Source organism: Streptomyces silvisoli (assembly GCF_029269905.1).
In the GTDB taxonomy this organism is placed as follows: Bacteria; Actinomycetota; Actinomycetes; order Streptomycetales; family Streptomycetaceae; genus Streptantibioticus_A; species Streptantibioticus_A silvisoli_A.
The window spans coordinates 379,715-404,579 of the sequence record NZ_JARJBC010000004.1 but is presented as its reverse complement, the minus strand read 5'-3'; the positions used below and the strand labels follow the sequence as shown (position 1 = coordinate 404,579).

General features: G+C 71.8%; 21 protein-coding genes and 1 tRNA gene. 16 read left to right on the top strand and 6 right to left on the bottom strand.

Features of this window, described 5'->3' with window-relative positions; translation table 11 throughout:
- The first annotated feature begins 32 nt into the window (after positions 1-32).
- The 3 genes from P3G67_RS09740 (at position 33) to nudC (ending at position 5,983) form a co-directional block, all read left to right on the top strand.
- Entirely contained in the window at positions 33-3,509 is a 3,477-nt protein-coding gene (locus tag P3G67_RS09740) for an ATP-dependent helicase (RefSeq protein WP_276093051.1), read from the top strand.
- 32 nt (positions 3,510-3,541) lie between these two features.
- Complete coding sequence (locus tag P3G67_RS09735; RefSeq protein ID WP_269853311.1) at positions 3,542-4,939, top strand: dipeptidase; 1,398 nt, start codon at positions 3,542-3,544, stop codon at positions 4,937-4,939.
- Between the two features lie 129 nt (positions 4,940-5,068).
- Positions 5,069-5,983, top strand: a complete 915-nt coding sequence (gene nudC, locus P3G67_RS09730; RefSeq protein WP_269853883.1) for an NAD(+) diphosphatase — start codon at positions 5,069-5,071, stop codon at positions 5,981-5,983.
- A gap of 5 nt (positions 5,984-5,988) precedes the next feature.
- Here nudC and P3G67_RS09725 read toward each other — a convergent pair whose 3' ends face one another.
- Positions 5,989-6,231, bottom strand: coding sequence for a mycoredoxin (locus tag P3G67_RS09725; protein ID WP_269853310.1), 243 nt, complete (start codon positions 6,229-6,231; stop codon positions 5,989-5,991).
- A 229-nt stretch (positions 6,232-6,460) separates the two neighbouring features.
- On the opposite strand from P3G67_RS09725, the gene P3G67_RS09720 reads away from it, so the two are divergent.
- The 5 genes from P3G67_RS09720 (at position 6,461) to P3G67_RS09700 (ending at position 10,366) form a co-directional block, all read left to right on the top strand.
- Positions 6,461-8,731, top strand: coding sequence for an ATP-dependent DNA helicase UvrD2 (locus P3G67_RS09720; RefSeq protein ID WP_276093050.1), 2,271 nt, complete (start codon positions 6,461-6,463; stop codon positions 8,729-8,731).
- A 152-nt stretch (positions 8,732-8,883) separates the two neighbouring features.
- Entirely contained in the window at positions 8,884-9,225 is a 342-nt protein-coding gene (locus P3G67_RS09715) for a hypothetical protein (RefSeq protein WP_276093049.1), read from the top strand.
- 164 nt (positions 9,226-9,389) lie between these two features.
- Positions 9,390-9,755, top strand: a complete 366-nt coding sequence (locus tag P3G67_RS09710; protein WP_276093048.1) for a WhiB family transcriptional regulator — start codon at positions 9,390-9,392, stop codon at positions 9,753-9,755.
- Positions 9,752-10,063 (top strand): hypothetical protein, encoded by a 312-nt coding sequence (locus P3G67_RS09705; RefSeq protein WP_269853306.1) that lies wholly within the window; start codon positions 9,752-9,754, stop codon positions 10,061-10,063. The genes P3G67_RS09710 and P3G67_RS09705 overlap by 4 nt, the downstream gene beginning before the upstream one ends.
- 93 nt (positions 10,064-10,156) lie before the next feature.
- The gene (locus P3G67_RS09700) at positions 10,157-10,366 is read left to right on the top strand and encodes a hypothetical protein (RefSeq protein ID WP_269853305.1); all 210 of its coding nucleotides are present in this window, start codon (positions 10,157-10,159) and stop codon (positions 10,364-10,366) included.
- A 1-nt stretch (position 10,367) separates the two neighbouring features.
- On the opposite strand, the gene P3G67_RS09695 is transcribed toward P3G67_RS09700, so the two are convergent.
- Positions 10,368-11,717, bottom strand: coding sequence for an ABC1 kinase family protein (locus P3G67_RS09695; RefSeq protein ID WP_276093047.1), 1,350 nt, complete (start codon positions 11,715-11,717; stop codon positions 10,368-10,370).
- Positions 11,698-12,885, bottom strand: a complete 1,188-nt coding sequence (locus P3G67_RS09690) for a ThiF family adenylyltransferase (RefSeq protein WP_276093046.1) — start codon at positions 12,883-12,885, stop codon at positions 11,698-11,700. Before P3G67_RS09690 ends, P3G67_RS09695 begins: the two co-directional genes overlap by 20 nt.
- Before the next feature lie 225 nt (positions 12,886-13,110).
- Between P3G67_RS09690 and P3G67_RS09685 the strand changes: the two genes are divergently transcribed.
- The gene (locus tag P3G67_RS09685) at positions 13,111-13,713 is read left to right on the top strand and encodes a M48 metallopeptidase family protein (protein WP_276093045.1); all 603 of its coding nucleotides are present in this window, start codon (positions 13,111-13,113) and stop codon (positions 13,711-13,713) included.
- 25 nt (positions 13,714-13,738) lie between these two features.
- Here P3G67_RS09685 and P3G67_RS09680 read toward each other — a convergent pair whose 3' ends face one another.
- Positions 13,739-14,272 carry an NUDIX hydrolase gene (locus tag P3G67_RS09680; protein WP_276093044.1) on the bottom strand — a complete coding sequence of 178 codons (534 nt, stop codon included), beginning with the start codon at positions 14,270-14,272 and terminating at the stop codon, positions 13,739-13,741.
- Entirely contained in the window at positions 14,269-15,702 is a 1,434-nt protein-coding gene (locus tag P3G67_RS09675; RefSeq protein ID WP_276093043.1) for a zinc-dependent metalloprotease, read from the bottom strand. Before P3G67_RS09675 ends, P3G67_RS09680 begins: the two co-directional genes overlap by 4 nt.
- A gap of 133 nt (positions 15,703-15,835) precedes the next feature.
- Between P3G67_RS09675 and P3G67_RS09670 the strand changes: the two genes are divergently transcribed.
- The 4 genes from P3G67_RS09670 to P3G67_RS09655 all read left to right on the top strand — a co-directional run bounded on the left by P3G67_RS09670 (position 15,836) and on the right by P3G67_RS09655 (position 19,055).
- Positions 15,836-16,945, top strand: coding sequence for an SDR family oxidoreductase (locus P3G67_RS09670; RefSeq protein ID WP_276093042.1), 1,110 nt, complete (start codon positions 15,836-15,838; stop codon positions 16,943-16,945).
- Positions 16,946-17,066: 121 nt separating this feature from the next.
- The gene (locus P3G67_RS09665) at positions 17,067-17,531 is read left to right on the top strand and encodes a molybdenum cofactor biosynthesis protein MoaE (protein WP_269853298.1); all 465 of its coding nucleotides are present in this window, start codon (positions 17,067-17,069) and stop codon (positions 17,529-17,531) included.
- A 207-nt stretch (positions 17,532-17,738) separates the two neighbouring features.
- The gene (locus tag P3G67_RS09660; protein ID WP_255927486.1) at positions 17,739-17,909 is read left to right on the top strand and encodes a hypothetical protein; all 171 of its coding nucleotides are present in this window, start codon (positions 17,739-17,741) and stop codon (positions 17,907-17,909) included.
- 78 nt (positions 17,910-17,987) lie between these two features.
- Positions 17,988-19,055: a YlbL family protein gene (locus P3G67_RS09655; RefSeq protein ID WP_276093041.1), complete on the top strand. Its 1,068-nt coding sequence runs from the start codon at positions 17,988-17,990 to the stop codon at positions 19,053-19,055.
- A 98-nt stretch (positions 19,056-19,153) separates the two neighbouring features.
- On the opposite strand, the gene P3G67_RS09650 is transcribed toward P3G67_RS09655, so the two are convergent.
- Complete coding sequence (locus tag P3G67_RS09650) at positions 19,154-19,717, bottom strand: PPA1309 family protein (RefSeq protein ID WP_269853296.1); 564 nt, start codon at positions 19,715-19,717, stop codon at positions 19,154-19,156.
- A 166-nt stretch (positions 19,718-19,883) separates the two neighbouring features.
- Here P3G67_RS09650 and P3G67_RS09645 point away from each other — a divergent pair, with 166 nt between their 5' ends.
- The 3 genes from P3G67_RS09645 to P3G67_RS09635 all read left to right on the top strand — a co-directional run bounded on the left by P3G67_RS09645 (position 19,884) and on the right by P3G67_RS09635 (position 24,838).
- Entirely contained in the window at positions 19,884-22,724 is a 2,841-nt protein-coding gene (locus tag P3G67_RS09645) for a UPF0182 family membrane protein (protein ID WP_391858229.1), read from the top strand.
- Between the two features lie 43 nt (positions 22,725-22,767).
- A tRNA-Met gene (locus P3G67_RS09640) sits at positions 22,768-22,841 on the top strand.
- 206 nt (positions 22,842-23,047) lie between these two features.
- Positions 23,048-24,838, top strand: a complete 1,791-nt coding sequence (locus P3G67_RS09635; protein WP_276093039.1) for a tetratricopeptide repeat protein — start codon at positions 23,048-23,050, stop codon at positions 24,836-24,838.
- The last annotated feature ends 27 nt before the right edge of the window (positions 24,839-24,865 follow it).

Here is a 24,865-nt window from a genome sequence, read left to right as displayed (position 1 = left end):
GGTTGTCAGTGGGGCCCGCTAGCCTCACTGGGGTGTCTTCCCGTATCTCCGACCCCGAGCAGCTCAAGGAGCTCCTCGGCATCCCGTTCACCGCGGAGCAGATGGCGTGCGTCACCGCACCCCTCGCCCCGAACGTCATCGTGGCCGGGGCCGGATCGGGGAAGACCACCGTGATGGCGGCGCGGGTGGTCTGGCTGGTCGGTACCGGGCAGGTCGCGCCCGAGCAGGTGCTGGGGCTCACGTTCACCAACAAGGCGGCGGGTGAGCTGTCCGAGCGGGTGCGCAGGGCCCTGGTACAGGCGGGTATCACCGACCCGGATCCGGCGAACCCGGACGAAGCGCCTGGAGAGCCGCGCATCTCGACGTACCACGCCTTCGCCGGGCAACTGCTGAAGGACCATGGACTGCGCATGGGCCTGGAGCCCGACACCCGGCTGCTGGCCGACGCCACCCGCTACCAGCTGGCCGCCCGGGTGCTTCAGGCCGCTCCCGGCCCCTACCCGGCGCTCACCAAGGGGCTGCCCGCGCTCACCGCCGATCTGCTGGCGCTCGACGGCGAACTGTCCGAACACCTGGTGCCGGTGCCGCGACTGCGCGGCCATGACACCGCGCTCACCGAGCGGCTGGACCAACTCGATCCGGAGCGGCGCGGCTTCGCCTGGGTGCGCGAGGTGGCGCCCGCCGCTCGTGCCCGCGCCGACCTCGCGGGCCTGGTCCTGGCGTACCGCGAGCAGAAGAGACAGCGCGGCCTGATCGACTTCGGTGACCAGATCGCCCTGTCCGCGACCCTCGCCCTCACCCGCCCCGAGGTCGGCGGCCTGCTGCGCGACGAGTTCGCCGTGGTGCTGCTCGACGAGTACCAGGACACATCGGTGGCCCAACGCCTGCTGCTCGCCGGGCTGTTCGGCGGTGGCACGGGCCATCCGGTCACCGCGGTCGGCGACCCCTGCCAGGCGATCTACGGTTGGCGCGGTGCCTCGGTGGCCAACCTGGACGACTTCCCCCAGCACTTCCCCGCCGCCAACGGCACTCCGGCCCGCCGCTACTCGCTGGGTGAGAACCGGCGCAGCGGCGGTCGGCTGCTGGACTTCGCCAACGAACTGGCGGCGCCGCTGCGGGAGCGGCACGCGGGTGTGGCGGCACTGCGGCCCGCACCCGGTGCGGAGCGCGACGGTGTGGTGCGCTGTGCACTGCTGAACACGCGGAACGAGGAGATCGACTGGCTCGCCGACTCGATCCGCCATCTGGTGGCCACCGGGACACCGCCCGGCGAGATCGCGGTGCTGTGCCGCACCACGGGCCAGTTCGCCGACATCCATGCCGCGCTGGTGGCCCGGGACGTACCCGTCGAGGTCGTCGGCCTGTCCGGGCTGCTGCACCTGCCGGAGGTGGCGGACCTCGTCGCCACCTGCCAGGTGCTGCACGACCCGACCGCCAACTCCGCCCTGGTCCGGCTGCTGACCGGCCCGCGCTGGCGGATCGGCCCGCGTGACCTGGCCCTGCTCGGCCGCCGCGCCCGACTGCTCGTACGGTACGGACCGGGCGAGGGCGAACAGGACCGGCTGGCGCCGGCCGTCGAGGGTGTCGACCCGGCCGAGGTGGTCTCGCTGGCCGACGCCCTGGAGACCTTCCTGGACGCCCAACAGCCGGACGACGGGCTGCCGTTCTCGCCGGAGGCCCGCGAGCGGTTCGCCCGGCTCGCCGCCGAGATACGCGATCTGCGGCGCTCGCTGGCCGACCCGCTGATGGACGTGCTGCACCGGGTGCTGGCGGTGACCGGCCTCGAGGTCGAACTGTCCGCCTCGCCGCACGCGCTGGCCGCCCGCCGTCGGGAGACGCTGCGGTCGTTCCTGGACATCGCCGCCAACTTCGCCTCGCTGGACGGCGAGGCCACCCTGCTGGCCTTCCTCGCCTTCCTGCGCACCGCCGAGCAGCACGAGAAGGGGCTGGACGGTTCGCTGCCCGGCGGCGACAACACGGTCAAGGTGCTGACCGCGCACAAGTCCAAGGGCCTGGAGTGGGACGTGGTGGCCGTGCCGGGCCTGGTGAGCGACGCCTTCCCCAGCACAAAGGTGCGCGAACTGTGGCCATGGCACGGCAAGGTGCTGCCGCACGCGCTGCGCGGTGACGCGGCCACGCTGCCCGACGTCGGCGAGTGGACCAAGCGCGGGCTTGACGAGTTCAAGGCGGCGATGAAGGAGCACAACACCACCGAGGAACTCCGGCTGGGCTATGTGACGTTCACCCGGCCGCGCTCGCTGCTGCTCGCCTCCGGGCACTGGTGGGGGCCCACACAGAAGAAGCGGCGCGGCCCGTCGGACTTCCTGCTACGGCTGCGCGCGCACTGCGAGGCGGGCCACGGCGAGATCGAGCACTGGGCGGACGAACCGGCCGCCGACGCGCAGAACCCGGCACTGGAGAGCGACACCGACCACGCCTGGCCGCTGCCGCTGGACCCCGAGGCCCTGGAGCGCCGCCGCCAGGCCGCCAAGACGGTGCTGGCCCTGCTCGACGCGCCGCCTGCCGCGGACGGCGCGTACGACGCGGACTGGCCGCCGGCGCCGTGGGACGAGGACTTCGACGGCTTCGCGCCGGAGGACGGATTCCAGAACCCGCCGCCCGACGAGGAGTTCGCGCCAGAAGACGAGCTTCCGTTGGAGGGGGAGTGGGACAACTGGTCGACAAACCGCCCCATACCCGCGCAAACCAACCGCACCCCGGACGCCGAGCCGGACCACGCCCCCGCCGCTGACCCGGCCCCCCGCGCCCGCGAGCACCCCGCGCCCGACCGGGCCGACGGCGCCGCCCTCTCACCGGAGGAGGCCCGGCTGGTCGAGTCCTGGGACCGCGACCTCGGAGCGCTCGCCGGAGAGCTGCGGCGCGCCCGCGCGACCGTACGGGAGGTGCCGGTACCGCCGTCGCTTTCCGCCTCGCAGCTGCTGCGGCTCGCCGCCGACCCCGATGACTTCGCCCGCGAGCTGGCCCGCCCCATGCCGCGCGAGCCGCGCCCCGAGGCCCGGCGCGGCACCCTGTTCCACGCCTGGGTCGAGTCCCGCCACGAGGAGCTGCCGCTGATCGGCCTGGACGAACTGCCCGGCGTCGAGCCGGACAGCGACCAGGAGGTCGCCGACGAGCGGGACCTCGCGGCGCTCAAGGAGGCCTATCTGCGTACCCCTTACGCACACCGCGCCCCGTACCAGGTCGAGGCGCCCTTCGAGCTGGTGCTCGCCGGACGGGTGGTGCGCGGCCGGATCGACGCGGTGTACCGGGACGGGGACGGCTTCGAGGTCGTCGACTGGAAGACCGGCCGCAGGCCGACCGCCGACCCGCTGCAGCTCGCCGTCTACCGGCTCGCCTGGGCCGAGCGGCACGGCCTGCCCCCGGAGCGGGTGAGCGCCGCCTTCGTCCACATACGCACCGGGCAGGTCGTCCGCCCCGCCGAGCTACCGGACCGCCCGGCGCTGGAGCGGCTGCTGCGCGGCGAGGTGGCCGACGACCCTGCGGGGTGAAGTGTTCGGAACGTCCCCGTTAGGCTCACCACATGAGCACCGCACCGGACAACGCCGTCCGCTCGTACATCGAGGCGCATCGCGCCGCCTTCCTCGACGACCTGGTGGAGTGGCTGCGGATCCCCTCCGTCTCCGCCGACCCGGAGCGTTCGAAGGACGTGGCGCGCAGCGCCGAGTGGCTCGCGGCGGAGCTCAGCGCCACCGGCTTCCCCATCGCCGAGGTATGGCAGACCGCGGGCCTGCCCGCGGTCTACGCGGAGTGGCCGTCCGGCGACCCCGACGCGCCGACCGTCCTGGTCTACGGGCACCACGACGTGCAGCCCGCCGCCCGTGCGGACGGCTGGGACAGCGAGCCGTTCGAGCCGGTGGTGCGCGACGGCCGGATGTACGCGCGCGGCGCGGCCGACGACAAGGGCCAGGTGTTCTTCCACACCCTGGGGGTGCGCGCGCACCTCGCCGCCACCGGCCGCCACGCGCCCGCCGTCAACCTCAAGCTGCTGATCGAGGGCGAGGAGGAGTCGGGCTCCCCGAACTTCGCCGCCCTGCTGCGCGAGCGCGCCGACCGCCTCGCCTGCGACGCGGTGGTCGTCTCCGACACCGGCATGTGGTCCGCGGACACCCCGACGGTGTGCACCGGCATGCGCGGCCTCGCCGACTGCCAGGTCGACCTGTACGGGCCGGACCAGGACATCCACTCCGGCTCCTTCGGCGGCGCGGTGCCCAACCCGGCCACCGAGGCGGCCCGGCTGGTGGCCGCGCTGCACGACGAGGAGCGCAGGGTCACCATCCCCGGCTTCTACGACGACGTGGCCGAACTCACCGACCGCGAGCGGCAGCTGTTCGCCGAACTGCCCTTCGACGAGGCCTCCTGGCTGCGCACCGCCAAGTCCCACGGGGTGCTGGGCGAGTCCGGGTACAGCACCCTGGAGCGCGTCTGGGCCCGCCCGACCGCCGAGGTCAACGGCTTCTACGGCGGTTACACCGGACCCGGCGGCAAGACCATCGTCCCCGCCTCCGCCCACCTGAAGCTGTCGTTCCGGCTGGTCGCGGGCCAGGATCCGGCCAAGATCCAGCAGTCGGTACGGGACTGGGTGGCCGATCGGCTGCCCGCCGGGATCCGGCACGAGATCACCTTCTGGGGCACCACCCGCCCCTGCCTGACCCCGCTGGACCACCCCGCGCTGCGCTCCACGGTGCGGGCGATGGAGCGTGCCTTCGGCAAGACCGTGCGGTTCACTCGTGAGGGTGGCTCCGGACCAGCCGCCGATCTTCAGGACGTGCTCGGCGTCCCGGTGCTGTTCCTGGGAATTTCCGTGCCGTCGGACGGTTGGCACTCGGTGAACGAGAAGGTTGAACTCGATCTGCTTCTCAAGGGTGTGGAAACCACCGCGTACCTGTGGAGCGACCTGGCCGAGAATTGGCAGCGCTGAGCACCCGTGTGATCTGCTCGTGTTCCGCTGAGTGAGTAAACATCCACGCGATACGGGGAGTTGGAAGCCGTCTTGTCCGTAAGTGACCTGCCCCTCGCGCCGGGCACGGAGAATCCCGCAGCCATCGGCATGGTGGGCGGCAAGCCGCTCGTGCTCGCCCGTCCCGGTCTCGACCGGGCCGCCCACCACCGGCTGGACGAGGCCTGGCTGGCCGCTGCCTGGAGCCACCCGTCCACCCGGGTTCTGGTGGTCTGCGACGGCCAGGTGCTGGTCGAGGACACCGCGGACGGTCGTACCGAACTCGTGCTGGTGCCGTCCTTCGACGCGCCGACGACCGAGAAACACCGCTACTTCCTGGGCACCGACGAGCAGGGAGTGAGCTACTTCGCACTACAGAAGGACGCGCTGCCCGGCCGGATGGACGCCGCCGCCCGCCCGGCCGGACTGCGCGAGGTCGGCGGGCTGCTCTCCGAGCGGGACGCGGGGCTGATGGTGCACGCCGTGGCGCTGGAGAACTGGCAGCGGCTGCACCGGTTCTGCTCGCGCTGCGGCCAGCGGACGGTGATCGCCGCCGCGGGCCATGTGCGCCGCTGCCCGGCGTGCGGCGCAGAACACTATCCGCGCACCGACCCGGCGGTGATCATGCTGGTCACCGACGACCAGGACCGGGCGCTGCTCGGCCGCCAGGTCCACTGGCCCGAGGGGCGCTTCTCCACGCTGGCGGGCTTCGTGGAGCCGGGCGAGTCCATCGAGCAGGCGGTGGTCCGCGAGGTCCTGGAGGAGGCGGGCGTCCGCGTCGGCGAGGTGTCGTACGTGGCCAGCCAGCCCTGGCCGTTCCCGTCCAGCCTGATGCTCGGTTTCATGGCGAAGGCCAGCTCGTCCGAGATCAGGGTGGACGGCGAGGAGATCCACGAGGCCCGCTGGTTCTCCCGTGAGGAGTACCGGCGGGCCATCGGGACGGGCGACGTGCTGCCGCCGACCGGGATCTCGATCGCCGCCCGGCTGATCGAGCTGTGGTTCGGCGAGCCGCTGCCGCGGGGCTGACCGGATCAGACCCCTACCTTGGCCTTGACCTGGGCGAGGGAGGGGTTGGTCAGCGTGCTGCCGTCCGCGAAGAGGACGGTCGGTACGGTCTGGTTCCCGCCGTTCGCCTTCTCGACGAAGGCCGCCGACTCCGGGTCCTGCTCGATGTTGATCTCGGTGTACGTGATTCCCTCGCGGTCCATCTGGCTCTTGAGACGGCGGCAGTAGCCGCACCACGTGGTGCTGTACATCGTGATGGTCCCCGGCATCGGTCCTCCTGATCTTGGCGGGTTCGGCGGGCGCGTTCGGCGTGGGTGAACCGCTCGGCACGGCCGTGGGGTGAGTGCAGTACTGGAACGCGCAACTATTGCGGACCATTCCCAGACGGCTGCCCGACCGACAGTAGCCCGCGGGGAGAGCGTCAGGTCAGGGCCTGTGGACAACCACGCCTGTGGATAACTTTCCCGGGCGTCCCGGCGGACCTGGCAGCATGGCGGGGTGACAGCAGCAACGGACTCCCCTCTGTTCCCGGCCGTGCCGCCGTCGACCCAGTTCCCGGAACCGCCGGAGGGGGCCGACGCGGTACTGGCCGGTCTCGACCCCGAGCAGCGCGCGGTGGCGACCGCGCTGCGCGGTCCGGTGTGCGTGCTCGCAGGTGCGGGCACCGGCAAGACCAGGGCGATCACCCACCGGATCGCCTACGGGGTGCGTGCGGGCATAGTGCAGCCCGCCAGCGTGCTGGCCGTCACCTTCACCGCGCGGGCCGCGGGCGAGATGCGCGGACGGCTGCGGCAGCTCGGCGCGGGCGGGGTGCAGGCGCGTACCTTCCACGCGGCGGCGCTGCGCCAGCTCCAGTACTTCTGGCCGCGCGCGGTCGGCGGCCCGCTGCCCCAACTGGTGGAGCGCAAGATCCAGTTGGTGGCCGAGGCCGCGGCGCGGGTACGGATCCGGCTGGACCGCAACGAACTGCGGGACGTGGCGGGCGAGATCGAGTGGGCCAAGGTCACCCAGACGGTTCCGGAGGACTACCCGGCCGCCGCCGCCAAGTCCGGCCGCGAGGCGCCGCGCGACCCCGCCGAGATCTCCCGCGTCTACACCGCCTACGAGCAACTCAAGCGAGAACGCTCGGTGATCGACTTCGAGGATGTGCTGTTGCTCACAGTCGGTGTGCTGGAGGAGCGGTACGACGTGGCCGAGCAGGTCCGCTCGCAGTACCAGCACTTCGTCGTCGACGAGTACCAGGACGTCAGCCCGCTCCAGCAGCGGCTGCTCGACCTGTGGGTGGGCGGCCGCGGCAACCTGTGCGTGGTCGGCGACGCCAGCCAGACCATCTACTCCTTCACCGGCGCCACCCCCGAGTTCCTGCTGGGCTTCCGCGCCCGGTACCCGGACGCCACCGTGGTGAAGCTGGTGCGCGACTACCGGTCCACCCCGCAGGTGGTCCACCTGGCCAACGGCCTGCTGGCGCAGGCGCGCGGCCAGGCCGCCGCCCACCGGCTGGAGCTGGTCTCGCAACGAGAGCCGGGCCCGGAGCCCACCTTCACCGAGTACGCGGACGAGCCCGCCGAGGCCGAGGGCACCGCGCGGCGCATCAGGGACCTGGTCGCCGGCGGGGTCCGGCCCAGCGAGATCGCCATCCTCTACCGGGTCAACGCCCAGTCCGAGGTCTACGAGCAGGCCCTCGCGGACGCCGGGGTGCCATACCAACTGCGCGGCGCCGAGCGGTTCTTCGAGCGCCCCGAGGTGCGGGAGGCCGGAATGCTGCTGCGCGGCGCTGCCCGCGCCGGGGGAGGGGCGGGGGCCGGACTGGACGAGGCCGATGTGCCCGCGCAGGTGCGCGCGGTGCTCGGCTCTCGCGGCTGGACCCCCGAGCCGCCCGCCGGTTCCGGCGCGGTGCGGGACCGCTGGGAGTCGCTGGCCGCCCTGGTCCGGCTCGCCGAGGACTTCGTACGGGCCCGGCCGGACGCCACCCTCGCCGATCTGGTGGCCGAACTCGACGAGCGGGCCAACGCCCAGCACGCCCCCACCGTCGAGGGCGTCACGCTCGCCTCGCTGCACGCCGCCAAGGGCCTGGAGTGGGACGCGGTGTTCCTGGTCGGGCTCAGCGAGGGCATGATGCCCATCACCTACGCCAGGACCGACGAGCAGGTGGAGGAGGAACGGCGACTGCTCTATGTGGGCGTCACCCGTGCCCGTAGCCACCTCGCGCTGTCCTGGTCGCTGTCCCGGGCTCCCGGTGGGCGTGCCGGCCGTCGGCCTTCGCGCTTCCTGACCGGGCTGCGCCCGGGGTCGGCGGCGCGCGGCGGGGCGCCCGGCGGCGGTGCGCGGGCCGGGGTCGAGCGGCCCGCGGGTGGGCGGCGCAGACGCGGTCCGGTGCACTGCCGGGTGTGCGGGCGCAGCCTGTCCGAGGCGGGCGAGATCAAGCTGATGCGCTGCGAGGACTGCCCTTCCGAGCTGGACGAGGGCCTCTACGAGCGGCTGCGCGAATGGCGCAGCGAGCAGGCTCGGCAGTTGGGCCAGCCGCCGTACTGTGTGTTCACCGACAAGACGCTGCTTGCGATCGCCGAGACGGTGCCGTCGGACGCGGCCGAGCTGACCCGGATCGCCGGGGTGGGGGCCCGTAAGCTGCGGCGATTCGGTGCCGATGTCCTGGCGTTGTGCGCCGGTGAGGATCCCGGCTCGGACGGCGGCGAGGGCGGAACTGCCGGTTCCGGAAAAACGCCTGGTGGGGCTCTTGATGAGCCTGATGAGGATTCGTTGGAAAAATAGTTTGCGCGGGCCGAGGAAATCCTCATAGCCTGCGGGAGCACGGTCAGTGAGGCCCCTTCCAGGGGCCGAGGCGGCCGTGATGTACTGAAGCAGTACGACTTCGTACGACCCAGTTCCATAGCCCTACGAGACGCCGAGAGGAGGCGAGCCCAATGACCAGCTTCATCAGCACCGTGAAAATGACCGGTCGTCCGGCCATCGCCTCCTGCCTGCCCGGCTCCACCGTCATTCCGGCCACCGCCGAACGCGGCACCGGTCTGCTCGCTGTCATCAACGAGCGACCGACCCAGGCATCGGCGGCAGCGGCGGCACAGGCCTACGCCTATGCGTCGTGGGCCAACGGTGCCGGACTCCTTGAGGCGATTGGCGACTTCGGCGGCTCCGCCGCCTTTGCCGGCGGCTTCGCGGCCAATGGCAGCACGACCGTAGCGACGCAGCACCACCGCAAGATGCGGGCCTTCCGTGGGCTCAAACCCTGGAGAGATCCAGCCTGATCCAGCATCAGGTCGGCACCTTCCAGGGCCGCGGAACCCGCAAACCGGGATCCGCGGCCCTTCTGTTTGCGCAAGCGAGACAGGCGAAGGGGCCTCGGAAAAGCCGACCCGGTACCGACCACGTCCGGCCGACCGCCGGACCTACAGACGAGGAATACACGACCGTGCACCGCGAACCGCACGCCCCGTCCGTACCGCCTTCCGAAACGATCCCCCCGCCCATCCAGACCGCATCCCCGGAGGCCCCGTTGCTGCCCCTCACCGCGCTCGACGACGAGATCGAGCGCCTCGGCGTACCCGTCCCGTGCCGGTCGTACGACCCGGAGGTCTTCTTCGCCGAGACCCCGGCCGACGTCGAGTACGCCAAGTCGCTGTGCCAGACCTGCCCGGTGCGTGAGGCATGCCTTGAGGGCGCCAAGATGCGCCGCGAGCCGTGGGGCGTCTGGGGCGGTGAGCTGTTCGTGCAGGGCGTCGTGGTGCCCCGCAAGCGGCCGCGTGGCCGTCCGCGCAAGACCGAGGTCGTGGCATGAAGCTGCGTGCCGCCCTTGGAACCATCGACAACCCCCCGACGCACGACCCTCAGAAGCAGGCCCCGATGACCACGTCCGCCACCGAGACCCCCGCCCGTTTCCCAGGCGCGCAAGCGCGCCAGAACAGGACCCATGAGATGCATCTCATCCAAGAAGCCCTGGCCCGGGCGCATGTGCAGGAAAGGCTCTACGAGGCCGAGTCCGAACGGGTCGCCCGTCGGCTGGTCCGGGCCCGTCGGCTGTCGCGGCGCGCCGAGCGCGCCTCGCTGCGGGCCCGGCGGGCGCTCGCCCTCGTGGTGATGCAGTAGCCCACGCCGTGACGCGGGACCGGTTCCTCAACGGACCGGTCCCGCGGTGCGTTGTGTCCCGTTCCGTCCGGCGGGCGGAGGTATCGTCGGTAGGTGGATCAGAAGACTCAGCAACCCGCTTCTGACGACGCTTCCGCGCCATCGGAGCCCGTGGCCTGTGCCCGGTGCGGCACCGCCGCCGAATCCCTGCCGATCACCTGGACCTGCTCCGTCGAGGGCGGTGTCCGCCGCTACTTCTGCGACGAGTGCGCCCGCGCCAACATCCGGGGGATCGAGGGGCGCCTCGACTCCGCCTGGTGGTAGCTCACGCCGTCTCGGATTCCTCCTCCTCGGCGAACCCCGGCAGCCAGTCGAGCAGTTCGTCGCGCAGCCGTACCGTGGCGTCCAACTGGCAGAGCACCCCGATGGTGCTCAGCGTCACCCGGTGGATGAGCAGATACGACGGCGGCAGGTTCAACTGCTTGCCCAACTGGTAGGCGGGTGAACGCGGATCGGCGACCCGGGCCGCCTGGTGGCGCATCCAGCCGCGCCCGAAGGTGAACTCCGCCGCCCGGGCCGGTTCGATGATCGGCCGCAGATAGTCCAGCACCGCGTCCGGATCGAGCTGGACCGACGGCTTGACGAACCCCTCCTGGCACAGCATCGCGTGCACCGACTCCGCGTCGTCCTCCAGCGCCAGTCGCAGCGACGCGCCGATCGGCAGCGGCAGCCCGTCCGGGAGCCGGTCCACCGTGCCGAAGTCCAGCACGCCCAGCCGCCAGCCGTCCGCCGGGCCGTCGTCGACCAGCAGCCGGAAGTTGCCCGGATGCGGGTCGGCGTGCAGCAGCCCGGTGCGGGCCGGTCCGGCGAACAGGAAGCGGGCCAGCAGTTGCCCGGCCCGGTCGCGCTCCTCCCTGCTGCCACCGGAGATCACCTCGGCCAGTGGGACACCGTCCAACCACTCGGTGATCAGCACCTGGTCCGCCTGGTAGACCACGTCGGGCACGACCACATCGGGATCGTCGGCGAACTCGGCGGCGTGTGCGTGCTGGGCCGCCGCCTCCAACTCGTAGTCCAGCTCCTCGGACACCCGGTCGCGCAGCTCGGTGATCAACGGCTTGATGTCCACGCCCGGGATCAGCGGGCCGAACAGCCTTGCCACCCGGCCGAGTTGCGACAGATCGGACAGCAGCGCCTCACCCGCGCCCGGGTACTGCACCTTTACCGCGACCTCACGGCCGTCGTGCCACACCGCGCGGTGCACCTGGCCGATGGACGCCGCCGCGGCGGGCTTGTCCTTGAACTCCGCGAACATCTCCCGCCAGCCGTCGCCCAGCCGCTTGGCCAGCACATCGTGCACGGTACGGGCGGGCATCGGCGGCGCGGCGTCCTGGAGCTTGGTCAGCGCCGCCCGGTAGGGCCCCGCGACCTCCTCCGGAAGCGCGGCCTCGAAGACGGACAGCGCCTGACCGAACTTCATGGCGCCCCCCTTCAGCTGGCCCAGCGTCTTGAACAGCTGCTCGGCGGTGCGCTGCTGCAGCTCGCTGGCCACAACCTCGGCCGGTCGCCCCCCGATTCGCTTGCCCAGACCCAAGGTGGCTCGGCCCGCGAAGCCGAGGGGTAGCGCGGCGAGCTTCGCGGTCCGGGTCACTGCCTTACGCGGAAGATCCGACATGCGCCCCTCTTTCGTATCCCCGTGTGGCCCGCGATCGGCGCGGGGTGGTCACCCGCTCATTGTCGCGCGCCGCCGATGCGTCAACCGCACCGCATCCACACCCCGGGTGGGGCGTGACATCCACTATCCGCATCCCCAGTCCGGACAGCGAGAATTCCGCCCGGCCGCCGACACTCGGCGGCAGCCGCCCGTCCACCAGGGCCAGCGCGTGTGCGGCGGCCAGCCCGGCGACCAGCGTCGCCAGCGCGACGTCACAGGGCTGCACCCCGGGCAGCCGTCCCGACCTCAGCTGGGCGAGTACCCGCGGCCATGCCGGATCGGCCTCGGCCCCGGCGCGCTCCAGGCACCCCGCACACGCCGACCGGCCGGGTAGCACCAGCGGTCCCACCACCCCCATACCCTCGACCACTCCGGCGTACAGATGAGGGATGCCCGCCGCCAGCAGCGGCTCGGCGTCCCGGGGATCCGGCGCGTAGGCCGCCAGGCCCTCCCGTGGCGCGACCACCGCGAGCGCCAGGGCCGCCTCGGGGCCGGCCGGTCGGGCCGCCGGGCGCGGATCCGGCGAGGCCCGCCGTACCGCGCCACGCGCCGCCGCCTCCCGGCGCTCGCCGACCGCCGCCGCGGGGATCCCGCAGGGCGCCGCGTCCCACGGCTCGACCTCGCCGCCGTCCGCCACATCCACCCGGCCCACCCCGGCGGCGGACAGCACGGCGGCCACCGAGGCGCCGACCCGTCCGGCGCCGCACACCTTCACCCGCGCCGCCCGCCGGGCCGCCAACCGGGCGGCGGCCGCGCCCGGCTCGGGGTGCACCACCGACAGGGACGCCAGATCCGGCCGCAGCCGCTCCAGCGCACCGCCCTGGTGCCGCATCACAGCGCCGAGTCGGCCCGCGCTGTCGGCGTCGTCCAGCACTCCGCCCTCCGCGAGCGTGCCGAGCAGCCGCTCCGCGCGGTCCGGGGCGAGCCCCAGGGCCGCCGCCTCTTGGCGCAGCAGACCGGGGCCGCGGGTGCCGTCCAGCAGGCCGAGGAACCGGGCGGCGGGGTCGTCCAGCGGTCCGAGTGCCACGGCGTGTGCCGGGTCGATGCCGAACTGGAGGGTCTGTGGGTCCCGCCAGCCGCGGCGCAGGGCGGGCTTGAGCATGGGATGTCCGGTGTGAACGCTGTACATGGCTACCCCCGTGGTGGTCCAAGGCTGCAACTCCCCTTGCACTGTTGGGAGTTGTGGTTCGGCGCGGGTCCGGTGCGGACCCGCTCGGGACTCATCTTGCCCGCCGGAGCCGACGCCCGCCGAAAGTTATCCACAGGGTGTGGGGAATAGTCGTCTGATACGCCTACGGCGGCCACCTGTCGAGGAGACGGGACTTCACCGCGCCCGAGCCGGTACCGTCGTCACGTGCCCGCCGACCCCGCCCATCACGTCTCCCGCAGCCAACCCCTCGGCAGTCAGCCCCATGGCGTCCGGGCGAGCGCGGTGGAGGTGCGCCGTAGCGCGCGCCGCCGTAGAACGGTCTCGGCCTACCGCGAGGGAAACCGCACCATCGTCCTGATTCCGGCCCGGATGTCCGCCGCTGAGGAGCAGCGCTGGGTCACGGTGATGCTGGACAAGCTCGCCGCCCAGGAGAGCAAGCGGATGCTGGGCGACGCCGAGCTCGCCGAGCGCGCGGAGCGGCTCTCCACCCAGTACCTCGAGGGCCGCGCCGCGCCCGACAGCGTACGGTGGGTGACCAACCAGAACACCCGATGGGGCTCGTGCACCCCCGCCGAGGGCAGCATCCGGCTGTCGCACCGGCTACAGGGCATGCCCGAGTACGTGATCGACTACGTGCTGCTGCACGAGCTGGCGCACCTGCTCGTGCCCGGCCATGGACCGCGCTTCTGGAAGCTCCTCGATGCCTATCCGCGCACCGAGCGGGCGCGCGGATACCTGGAGGGTGTCGTCGCGGCCGGTCGGCTGCCCCATCTGCCCGCCGCCCGCGACGAGGAGCACGCGCAGTAGCGGCCGAGCGGAACTGCCGCTTGCGCTAGAGCAGTTCGCGCACCCGGGCCACCAGTCGGACCACCGACTCGTCGGCCACCGAGGGCACCTCGTCGTAGCGGAACCAGCGCAGGTCCAGCGACTCGTCGCTGATCGCCTCGACCGCGCCGGGCGGGGCGATCGCCGCGTACTGCACGTCCAAGTGCCAGGCGCAGGGCGTCAGATGGCGGTCGAGGCGGACCGGCCCGCCCGGCAGCAGGACGAGCCCGGTCACCCCGGACTCCTCGGTCGCCTCACGCAACGCCGCGCTCGCGAGCGCCGGATCGGCCGGTTCGCAGTGGCCGCCCATCTGCAACCACATGCGCAGCTTCCGGTGCAGGGTCAGCAGCACGGTGCCGTGCGCCGGATCCACCACCAGGGCACTGGCGGTGATGTGGCCCTCACCGCAGGACTTCCACATTCCGTCCGGGTGGCCGGCGAGGTGCTCCAGGTAGGCCAGGCGCAGCTGCTCCTGATCAGGCGCGGCGACCGGCGGCGCCCACTCCTTGAGGACGCGTGCCGCGTCCGCGTGCAGACTCACCGGTTGCCGTCGCCCTTGCCGTCTTCCTTCTCGCCGTGCTCGGGCTTCTCGCCGTCCGCGGGCTTGGCCTCGCCGCTCGCCCGGCCCTCGGCGGCCTCCCCGAGCATCTTGTCCAGCGCGTCGAAGTCGAGGCCCTCCTCGCGGTGCACGAAGCCGTCCGGGTCGTCGAGGTCCTCGGCGGTCGGCAGCATGTCCGGGTGCGCCCACAGCGCGTCCCGCCCGTCCATGCCGCGTGCGTCGGTCAGCGACGCCCACAGCCGGGAGGCGTCCCGCAGCCGCCGGGGCCGCAGTTCGAGACCGATCAGCGTGGCGAAGGTCTGCTCGGCCGGGCCACCGGTCGCCCGGCGCCGCCGCAGCGTCTCACGCAGCGCGCCCGCCGACGGCAGATGCGGCGCGGCGGCGGAGTGCACCACTGCGTCCACCCAGCCCTCGACCAGCGCCAGCGCGGTCTCCAGCCGGGCCAGCGCGGCCTTCTGCTCAGGAGTGTCCTCGGGCTGGAACATGCCCTGCTGGAGCGCCTCCTGAAGCGCCTCCGGGTTCGCCGGGTCGAGTTGGCCGACCGCGTCCTCCAGGCGGGCCGTGTCGACCTTGATGCCGCGCGCGTAGCCCTCGACAGCGCCGAACAAGTGCGCCCGCAGCCACGGGACATGGGCGAACAGCCGCTGGTGCGCCGCCTCGCGCAGTGCGAGGTAGAGCCGCACCTCCTCATCGGGAACGCCGAGTCCGGAGCCGAACGCCGCGATGTTCACCGGGAGCAGCGCGGCCTTGCCCGCCGGACCCAACGGCAGCCCGACATCGGTGGAACCGACGACCTCACCCGCCAGCACACCGAGCGCCTGCCCGATCTGGGTACCGAACATGGCACCGCCCATGGAGCGCATCATGCCGAGCAGCGGGCCCGCCATGGCCTGCATCTCCTCCGGCAGTACACCGCCCATGGCCGCGCCGACGCGCTCGGCGACCGGGTCGACCAGCTCCTTCCAGGCGGGCAGCGTCGCCTCGACCCACTCGGCCCGGCTCCACGCCACCGACGCCCCGGAACCGGACGGCAGCGACGTCGCGCCGTCGAGCCACAGGTCGGCCAGGCGCAACGCCTCCCCAACGGCGGCGCGCTCACTGTCGCCCACACTGGCGTCCTTGGTGCCGTTCTGGGCGCCCTGGGCGACCGTCTGACGCGCGATGTCCTTGGCCATCTCCCAGTTGACCGGGCCGCCCTCGAAGGAGAGCATCTGGCCGAGCTGCTGGAAGGCCGCGCCCAGGTCGTTGGGGTTCAGCGAGCCGAACATCGCGGCCAGCGGGTTGTCCCCGCCGCCTGCCGTGCCGCCGCCGAAGCCGAACGGGTTGCCGCCCGGCAGGCCCTTCTTCTTGCCCTCGTCCCCGTCCTCGGGCTCTTCCGGAGGCACGCCGAATCCAAATGGGGTGTCACTCACGGGCTTCCTCGGCTCTGTGTGGTCGGAACGGTTTGCCTTGCGGGCTTGTCAGGGCTGTACCACCAGCCTAGACACCTCTCAGGCAGGATGGGACCTGCGTACCTCGTACCAAGACAACAGTGGGAGACACCTGGTGAGTTCCCCGGCACCAAACGTTCGCTCAGGGCGGACCCACACCTCGGGACCGGTCGTGGCGATCACCGGCGCGGCGTCCGGTGTCGGACACCTGCTCGCCCTGCGGCTGGCCGCGTCGGACGAGGTCAGAAAGGTCGTGGCGGTCGACGAGCGGCGCGGTGAGGTGCCCGGCGCGCTGTGGCGGGTGATGGACGTACGGGACCCGGCCATCGCCGACCGGCTGCGGGTCGACGGGCATCCGGTGGACGTGCTGGTGCACCTTGCGCTGGACCTGAACCTGGAGTCCGACCCCAAGGCGCGTACCGCCTTCAACGTGCGCGGCACCCAGACCGTGCTCACCGCCGCCGCGGCCGCCGGGGTCCGCAGGGTGGTCCTGGTCACCTCCGCGATGGTCTACGGGGCGCTGCCCGACAACGATGTTCCGCTGGCCGAGGACACCCCGCTGCGCGCCACGGCCGAGGCCACCTGTGTCGGGGACCTGCTGGAGATCGAGCGGCTCGGCCGCCGCGCGCCGCGCGCCCACCCGGGACTCAACGTCACCGTTGTGCGGCCCGCCGTCCTGGTCGGCGGCATGGACACCGCGCTCACCCGCTATTTCGAGTCACCGCGCCTGCTGGTGGTGGCGGGCAGCCGTCCCCGCTGGCAGTTCTGCCACGTCGAGGACCTGGTCTCCGCGCTGGAGTACGCGGCGCTGGAGAAGGCCGAGGGCGAGATGGCGGTCGGCTGCGACGGCTGGCTGGAGCAGGAGGAGGTCGAGGAGCTGTCCGGCATCCGGCGCATGGAGCTGCCGCAGACGGTGGCGCTCGGCGCCGCGGCCCGGCTGCACCGGCTCGGCCTCACGCCGTCCCCGGCCGGTGACCTGGAGTACACCATGCATCCGTGGGTGGTCAGCGGCAGCCGGTTGCACGAGGCGGGCTGGCGGCCGCAGTGGACCAACGAGGAGGTGCTGGCCGAACTGCTGGCGGAGGTCGCGGGCCGCCACACGGTGGCCGGCCGCCGGCTCGGCCGCAAGGACGCCGCCGCCTCGCTCGGCGCGGCCGGGGCCACCGTGGCGCTGGTGGGCACCGCGGCACTGGTGCGGCGGGCGCGCAAGCGGCGCGGGATCTGAGCGCTGCTCCGGGTGCCGCGCCGGCTTCCTGGCGACCGGATCCGTTCGTCGGATCCGACTGACGGGTCCTTGGATATTCATACAGGAACCGCCTTTCCGTGACCGCCGCCCGTGCGGCACCATGGCCCACATGGCACGCACGTACGACAAGGGGCAGGGCCTGCCGGACCCCATCCGGCTGCTGGCCGTCCGCGACACCCCGCTGTCCGTGGACGAGGTCTTCGGCGCCGTCGGCGACGACGCCGCCGGGGGCACCGCCCTGTTCGTCGGCACCGTCCGCGACCATGACGGCGGCCCGGCGGAGGTCACTCGTCTGGCGTACTCCGCGCACCCCAGCGCCGAAGCCGAGCTGCGCCGAGTCGCGGAGAAGGTCGCCGCCGACTTCCCGGTTCGGGCGATGGCCGCGGTGCACCGCGTCGGCGACCTGCGGGTCGGCGATCTGGCGGTCGTGGTGGCGGTCTCCTGCCCGCACCGCGGCGAGGCGTTCGCGGCGTGCCGCCGCCTGATCGACGACCTCAAGCGCGAGGTCCCGATATGGAAGCACCAGACCTTCGCCGACGGCGCCGACGAATGGGTGGGCGCGTAGCGCCTGCGTCGCGGCCTGGGCCCTTTGTGGATATGTCTCTTTGCGGACGCCAAGCCTCCACAAAGGACCGCATATCGTGCGCATTCCGCTTCATCGCTGGGCGCGTCAACTTGCGTAACTCCGTACCCGGGCTGAGCGTTGGACCAGCGAACGATTAATCTGCTCATAGGTCCTGCGTTGGTATGTGCGTGTGGTCGGGAGGCCGGTATGGCGGCTCTGGCATGGTTGCTGATTCCGGTCATCGGCGCGGTTGCCGCCACGGTGTGGGCGGGCTGGGCGGGGCGTACCCGCCGTACGGCCGGTGACGTGCACTCGCTCGCCGGGTACGAACGGTTCCGCGAGGCCATGGCCAAGACGCACACCGGCTCGGACGCCTGACGCGGACCGACCAGGCGGGATACCCGGACGGCCCGGCCCGGCAAGCCGCTTGTCATACCCGTCCCGTACTGTCATGGCATGCCACGCCGCACCGCGACCATGCTCACCTCGACGCTGCTGCTGATAGGGCTGCTCTGCGTCGGGGTGCTGATCCCCGTGCCTTACTCCGCGATGTGGCCGGGGCCCACGGTGAACACCCTCAGCGAGAACGAGGGTGAGCCGGTGCTCCAGATCTCGGACCACCGCACCTATCCGGTGACCGGTCATCTGAACATGACCACGGTCCGGGTGACGGGCGCGGACTACACGATGAACCTGGTCGAGGCGATCTCGGACTGGCTGTCCGACGACCACATCGTGGTGCCGCACGACACGCTGTACCCGAAGGGGCAGACCGCGCAGCAGGCGGACCAGCAGAACGCCGAGGAGTTCAGCCAGTCCCAGGACAGCGCAAAGGTCGCGGCGCTCGGGCAGCTGCACATCCCGGTCGGTTCGCGGGTGATCGTGGGATCCGTGGTCAAGGGCAGCCCGGCCGAGGGCAAGCTGCACGCGGGCGACGTGGTCAAGTCCGTGGACGGCACCGGGGTCGCCCAGCCCGGCGACGTCGCCAAGCTGGTCACCAAGCACAAGCCCGGCCAGGACGTGGTGTTCAGCGTGGTCCCGTCCGGCGAGGCGGACAAGGCGGGCGCGGCCACCCGCCAGGTCACCATCAGGACCGCCAAGGCGGACGGCGGCCGGGCGATCGTGGGGATCCAGGCCATGCTGGGCCACACCTACCCGTTCCCGATCGACATCAAGTTGGCCGACGTCGGAGGTCCCAGCGCGGGCCTGATGTTCTCGCTGGGCATCATCGACAAGCTGACGCCGGACAACCTCACCGGCGGCAAGTTCGTCGCCGGTACCGGCACGATCGACGACAACGGCCAGGTCGGCCCCATCGGCGGCATCGCGATGAAGATCATCGGCGCCAGGGACGCCGGTGCGCAGTACTTCCTGACCCCCAAGGACAACTGCGCCGCCGCGGCCAAGAACACCCCGAGCGGGCTGCGCCTGGTGAAGGTCAACACACTGGGCGACGCTCTCAAGGCACTGACCGACATAAGGACCGGCAAGACCGCCGACCTGCCCAGCTGCACGGCAGGCTGACCGCCCGCGCGCCATCGGGCCGGGTGGCGGCGCACCGAACGCCGCCACCCGAGTGCCGCCAGGTAAGCGGCGGCGCCGCACAGGCGGCCTTGACGCGGCTACTCCTCGAACGTCGCCGTGAGCGCCTCGGCCAGTCCCGGCACCAGGTCCTTGCCGGTGAGCACCTCGGTCGGCGAGTCCTTCTCGCGCAGCCGGATCGCCGACTCGCGCTCGCCGTCGCGCAGCACCGCGACCGTCATCCGCACCTCCTGGCGCTCCGGGTGCCTGGCCACCCAGGCCGTCAGACCGTCCTCGTCCAGTCCTTCGGGGATGGACGCCTCGGCGGTGGGCGGGAGCATCAGCCGCTCCACGGTCAGCGCGCATCCGGCGACCGCGTCGGGCCAGGCGATGGTCGCCAGGAACTCGTCAAGCGGGGTGTTGGAGGGCACCTCGTCCTGTTCGACGGGGGTCAGTGCCCCGGCGGCCTCGTCGCCTTCCCCTTCCAGGCCGAGCTGGGCGAACAGCATCGGCTCCTCGGTGCGGAGGCGGTCGGTGTCGACGAGGGCGAAGAGACGGGCGGGCTGGTCCCAGCCGAGCCCGGAGGCGTACTCGTCGATCTCGAGCACGGCACGGGTCAGCGGGGTCGCGGCGAGGGGGGCGCCGCCGGTGGGAGTGTTGGACATGCTGAACATCCTGCCCGTTCCAGGCCCCGGAACGGGAACCACGTAAAGCGTGAGTAAGTTGCATGGATGGGTGTCCGCCCCCGGACGCCGTACGGACGCGACGTAACGACGTATTTTCGAGGTGCGCACCTTGGCTTTCCAGATGCCGGAGCGAGGCGGCGGTCCCATGGGGCCGCGGATCACCGTGGGCCGGCCGTCCCGGCGTACCCGGACCCTGCTGATGACGCTCGCCGCGCTGGCCGTGCTGGCCATGGCGTTCGTGATGTTCTCCGGCTTCTGGACGGACTGGCTGTGGTACCGGTCGGTCCACTACTCGTCGGTCTTCACCACCACGCTGTACACCCGCATCGCGCTGTTCGCGGTCTTCGGGCTGCTGATGGCCCTGGCGGTGGGGGTGAACGTCTACCTGGCGCACCGGCTTCGGCCGCAGTTGGGCGCGATGTCGCTGGAGCAGCAGAGCCTGGACCGCTACCGGCTGGGCATCGCGCCGTTCCGCGGGTGGCTGCTGCTCGCGGTCTGCCTGCTGGTCGGACTGATCGGCGGAGCGTCGGCCTCCGGCCAGTGGCGCACCTGGCTGCAGTACGTCAACGCGGTCCCGTTCGGCACCAAGGACCCGCAGTTCAAGATGGACGTCGCGTTCTACGCGTTCGACCTGCCCTGGTACCGCTTCCTGTTGAGCTTCGGCTTCGCCGCGGTCGTGCTGTGCCTGGTGGCGGCGGCCCTGGTGCACTACCTGTACGGGGGATTGCGACTGAGCAGCCCGGGAGCGCGGGCGACGGCCGCCGCGACCGGTCATCTGTCGGTGCTGCTCGGCCTGTTCGTCTCGCTCAAGGCGGTGGCGTACTGGCTGGACCGCTACGGCCTGGCGGTGAAGTCCAGCTCCTTCCATCCGACGAGCGGCTGGACCGGACTGCGGTACGTGGACGCCAACGCGTATCTGCCGGCCAAGACCATCCTGTTCTGCATCGCGATCATCTGTGCGCTGCTGTTCTTCGCGACGCTGTGGCGGCGCACCTGGAGCCTGCCGATGCTGGGCCTCGGGCTGATGGTGCTCTCGGCGATCCTGATCGGCGGGCTGTACCCGGCGATCGTGCAGAAGTTCCAGGTGCAGCCCAACGAGGCGGCCAAGGAAGCGCCGTACATCCAGAAGAACATCAACGCGACCCGCGCCGCGTACGGCATCGACAACAGCAAGGTCACCGACTACCCCGGCACGAGTTCGACGCAGAACACCACGCTGCGGGCGGACGCCGACACCGCCGCGAGTATCCGGCTGCTGGACCCGAACGTGGTCTCGCCTTCGTTCCAACAGCTCCAGGGCATGCGCGGGTTCTACTCGATGGGCTCGCCGCTGGCCGTCGACCGCTACCAGATCAACGGCAAGGAGCAGGACACGGTCGTCGGACTGCGGGAGCTGAACCTCAAGGGCATCCCGGAGAGCAACTGGATCAACGACCACTTCAAGTACACCCACGGTTACGGGATGGTCGCGGCAAGGGGGACCACGGTCACCCCCGACACCGGCGCCCCGGACTTCACCGAACACGACCTGCCGCCGAAGGGCCAGTTGGGCCCCTATGAGCCGCGTATCTACTACGGCCAGCAGACCAAGCAGTACTCGATCGTCGGCGGTCCCACCAAGGAGATCGACTACTCCGACGCCAACGGCGAGAAGAGCTACTCGTACACCGGTAACAGCGGTGTGAGCCTGGAGAACCCGGTCACCAGGGCCGCGTACGCGGTGCAGTTGGGCCAGCCGCAGATACTGTATTCGGGCGCGATCGGCAAGGGTTCGAAGATCCTCTACAACCGGACGCCCAAGGAGCGCGTCGAGGCCGTCGCGCCGTGGCTGACCATCGACGGCGACCCCTATCCGGCGGTGGTGAACGGCCGCATCCAGTGGATCGTGGACGCCTACACCACCAGCAACGGCTACCCGTACTCGTCCCGCACCACCCTCGGCGACACCACGTCCGACTCGCTGACCGGCGGCAACCGCTCGGTGCTCGCCCAGCAGAACCAGGTCAACTACATCCGCAACTCGGTGAAGGCGACCGTGGACGCGTTCGACGGCACGGTGAAGCTGTACCAGTGGGACACCCAGGACCCGGTGCTGAAGACCTGGATGAAGGCGTACCCGGGCACTGTGGAGCCGCGCAGCGCCATCTCGCCGCAGCTGATGGCCCATCTGCGGTATCCGCAGGACCTGTTCAAGGTGCAGCGCGAACTTCTCACCCGCTACCACGTCACCGATCCGGCGACGTTCTACAGCGGCAGCGAGGTGTGGCAGGTGCCCAACGACCCGGCGAAGCGGGACAGTGGGGCGGTTCCGCCGTACTACTTGAGTGTGAAGATGCCGGGGCGGAGTTCCCAGGCCTTCTCGTTGACGACCACGTTGACGCCCAACCGGCGGGACAACCTGGGCGCGTTCATGTCGGTTGACGCGGACGCCAGCAGTCCGGACTACGGCACCATCCGGCTGCTCCAACTGCCGTCCAGCAGCAACGTGTCGGGGCCCAAGCAGGTGCAGAGCAAGTTCAACTCCGATCCCAGGGTGGCCAATCAGGTCAACATCTGGCAGCGGGGAGACTCCGAGGTCGAGTACGGCAACCTGCTGACGGTGCCGCTCGACGGGGGGCTGCTGTACGTCGAGCCGGTCTACGTACGCGGCGCGGGCACCAACTACCCGCTGTTGAAGAAGGTGTTGGTGAACTGGAACGGCGACAAGATCGCGTTCCGCGACACCCTCGGTGAGGCGCTGGACGAGGTGTTCAACACCTCAGGTTCCGGTCCCGCGCAGTCGCCGCCACCGAGCGACAACGGCTCCCAGCAGCCCGTGAACCAGACGGTGAAGCAGGCGCTGCAGGACGCGCAGAACGCGTACGACCAGGGTCAGCAGGCGCTGAAGAACAACGACTGGGCGGCGTACGGCAAGGCCCAGCAGGACCTGCAGAACGCCCTGAAGCGAGCCCAGGAGGCGGAGAGCCCACCGTCGAAGCAGCCCTGATCGGGTGATCTCCGCGGCTCGTGGTACAGTTGTTACACAACGACGCGGGGTGGAGCAGCTCGGTAGCTCGCTGGGCTCATAACCCAGAGGTCGCAGGTTCAAATCCTGTCCCCGCTACTGAAGAAACATCAGCGGCTGACGCCGCGGGGGGAAGGCCCGGAGTCAACGACTCCGGGCCTTCTCGCTTGTCTGGGGGTCCACGAAACCGGTGGTTTGGCTACGTTGCGCTTCGGGAAGTCGGGATGTCGTGAAGTCGACAAAACGCTGAAGTGACCTCGTGGATGCGGTATACCAGGTGTACGCCGGTTTCGGGTGGTGCGACGATGGATCCCATGGGGGATGGTGTAAGCGTGCTGGAGGCGCGTCCGCTTCCGCGGGATACGGACGACGCAACTTCAGTGTCAGAGCAGCCGGTTGAGGCTGCCGCAGTGCTCGACGACGACGTACTGACCGCCCGTGAGGAAGCCGAGCTGCAGGCGCGCTACCGCCGCGCCGCCGACCTCGGCGACACCGCCGCGCAGGGCATGATCGGCACCCTGCTGCTGCGCAGGGGCGACCTGGACGGTGCCGAGCCGTATCTGCGCGCGGCCACGTCGGCCGGGGACCGGGCCGCCGCCAACAACCTCGGGGTGCTGCTGCACCAGCGCGGGTACGCGGACGAGGCCGCCGGATGGTGGCGGATCGCCGCCGTCGCGGGCAGTGCCGCCGCGGCGCACGCGCTGGGCCGCCACTACCGCGAGCGCGGCGACGAACCGGCCGCCGAGTACTGGCTGCGGCAGGCCGCCGAGACCGGGCACGTGCTCGGCGCGTACGCACTGGCCGACCTGCTGGAGCACCGCAGCGACGTGGGCGCCGAGCGCTGGTACCGGGCCGCCGCCGAGCACGGCCACCGCGAGGCGACGTACCGGCTGGCCAGGATCTGCGCGGAGCGCGGCGAGGAGGCCGAGGCCGAGCAGTGGTACCGGCAGTCGGCGGCCCGCGGCCACACCCGGGCCGCGCTGCGGCTCGGCACACTGCTGGAGCAGCGCGGCGAGACCAGGGAGGCCACCCGCTGGTACCTGACCGCGGCCAAGGACGGCGACCCGCGTGCGGCCTGCGCGCTGGGCTTCCTGCTGCGCGACGCGGGCGATGTGGAGGGCGCCGCCGACTGGTGGCGGCGGGCCGCCCAGGAGGGCGACGGCCAGGCCGCCAACGCGCTCGGCGCGCTGCACGCCCAGGAGGGCGAGACGCAGACCGCGGAGCGCTGGTACCGGGCCGCGCTGGAGGCGGGCGACGACAACGGCGCGTACAACCTCGGCCTGCTGTGCGCCGCCCGCGGCCGGGTCCCGCAGGCCGAGCAGTGGTACCGCAGGGCCGCCTACGCGGGCCATCGGGAGGCCGCCAACGCGCTCGCCGTGCTGCTGCTGCAGGGCGGCGACGCGGCGGGCGCCGAGCCGTGGTTCTCCAAGGCCGCCGAGGCGGGCAGCGTGGACGCCGCCTTCAACCTGGGCATCATCTGCGCCGGACGCGAGGACCACACCGCCGCGCACCGCTGGTACGAGCGGGCGGCGGCGGCCGGGCACACCGAGGCGGCGCTCCAGGTGGCCATGGCGCTCCAGCGCGAGGGTGACCTGACAGGCGCCGAGAAGCACCTGCGGTGCGCCGCGGGCGGCGGCAGCGCGGAGGCCGCCTTCCGGCTCGGCGCCGTGCTGGAGCAGGGCCCCGCGGAGGGCGGTGCGGAAGAGAGCGAGGAGTGGTACGAGCGGGCCGCGCGGCTGGGCCACCGGCGGGCGCAGGTGCGGCTCGGCATGTGCGCGGCCCGGCGCGGGGACTCGGAAACCGCCGCGCGCTGGTACCGGCTGGCCGCCGAGGCGGGCAGCCGGAACGGGGCCTTCAACCTCGGGTTGCTGCTGGCCCGCGAGGGCAGCGAGGCGGAGGCCGCGCTGTGGTGGACGATAGCGGCCCAGGGCGGCCATGGGCGCGCCGCGCTGCGGCTGGCACTGCTGGCGGCCCGGCGCGGTGAGCTGGACGAGGCCGGGAAGTGGTGCGACCAGGCGGTCGAGTGCGGACCGGCCGAGGTGGCCGAGCGCGCGGCCCGGCTGGCCGACGTGCTGCGGCAGGAACTGAGCGCCTGAGCCCGGCGGCGCGATCATCGATTTGCC

Bases quoted from the DNA above. Each gene is read 5' to 3' on its own strand.
- P3G67_RS09735 (WP_269853311.1), top strand. From the start codon at position 3,542: ATGAGCACCGCACCGGACAACGCCGTCCGCTCGTACATCGAGGCGCAT.
- nudC (WP_269853883.1), top strand. From the start codon at position 5,069: ATGGTGGGCGGCAAGCCGCTCGTGCTCGCCCGTCCCGGTCTCGACCGG.
- P3G67_RS09725 (WP_269853310.1), bottom strand. From the start codon at position 6,231: ATGCCGGGGACCATCACGATGTACAGCACCACGTGGTGCGGCTACTGC.
- P3G67_RS09715 (WP_276093049.1), top strand. From the start codon at position 8,884: ATGACCAGCTTCATCAGCACCGTGAAAATGACCGGTCGTCCGGCCATC.
- P3G67_RS09705 (WP_269853306.1), top strand. From the start codon at position 9,752: ATGAAGCTGCGTGCCGCCCTTGGAACCATCGACAACCCCCCGACGCAC.
- P3G67_RS09695 (WP_276093047.1), bottom strand. From the start codon at position 11,717: ATGTCGGATCTTCCGCGTAAGGCAGTGACCCGGACCGCGAAGCTCGCC.
- P3G67_RS09690 (WP_276093046.1), bottom strand. From the start codon at position 12,885: ATGTACAGCGTTCACACCGGACATCCCATGCTCAAGCCCGCCCTGCGC.
- P3G67_RS09665 (WP_269853298.1), top strand. From the start codon at position 17,067: ATGGCCCACATGGCACGCACGTACGACAAGGGGCAGGGCCTGCCGGAC.
- P3G67_RS09660 (WP_255927486.1), top strand. From the start codon at position 17,739: ATGGCGGCTCTGGCATGGTTGCTGATTCCGGTCATCGGCGCGGTTGCC.
- P3G67_RS09655 (WP_276093041.1), top strand. From the start codon at position 17,988: ATGCCACGCCGCACCGCGACCATGCTCACCTCGACGCTGCTGCTGATA.
- P3G67_RS09650 (WP_269853296.1), bottom strand. From the start codon at position 19,717: ATGTCCAACACTCCCACCGGCGGCGCCCCCCTCGCCGCGACCCCGCTG.
- P3G67_RS09645 (WP_391858229.1), top strand. From the start codon at position 19,884: ATGGGGCCGCGGATCACCGTGGGCCGGCCGTCCCGGCGTACCCGGACC.
- P3G67_RS09635 (WP_276093039.1), top strand. From the start codon at position 23,048: ATGGATCCCATGGGGGATGGTGTAAGCGTGCTGGAGGCGCGTCCGCTT.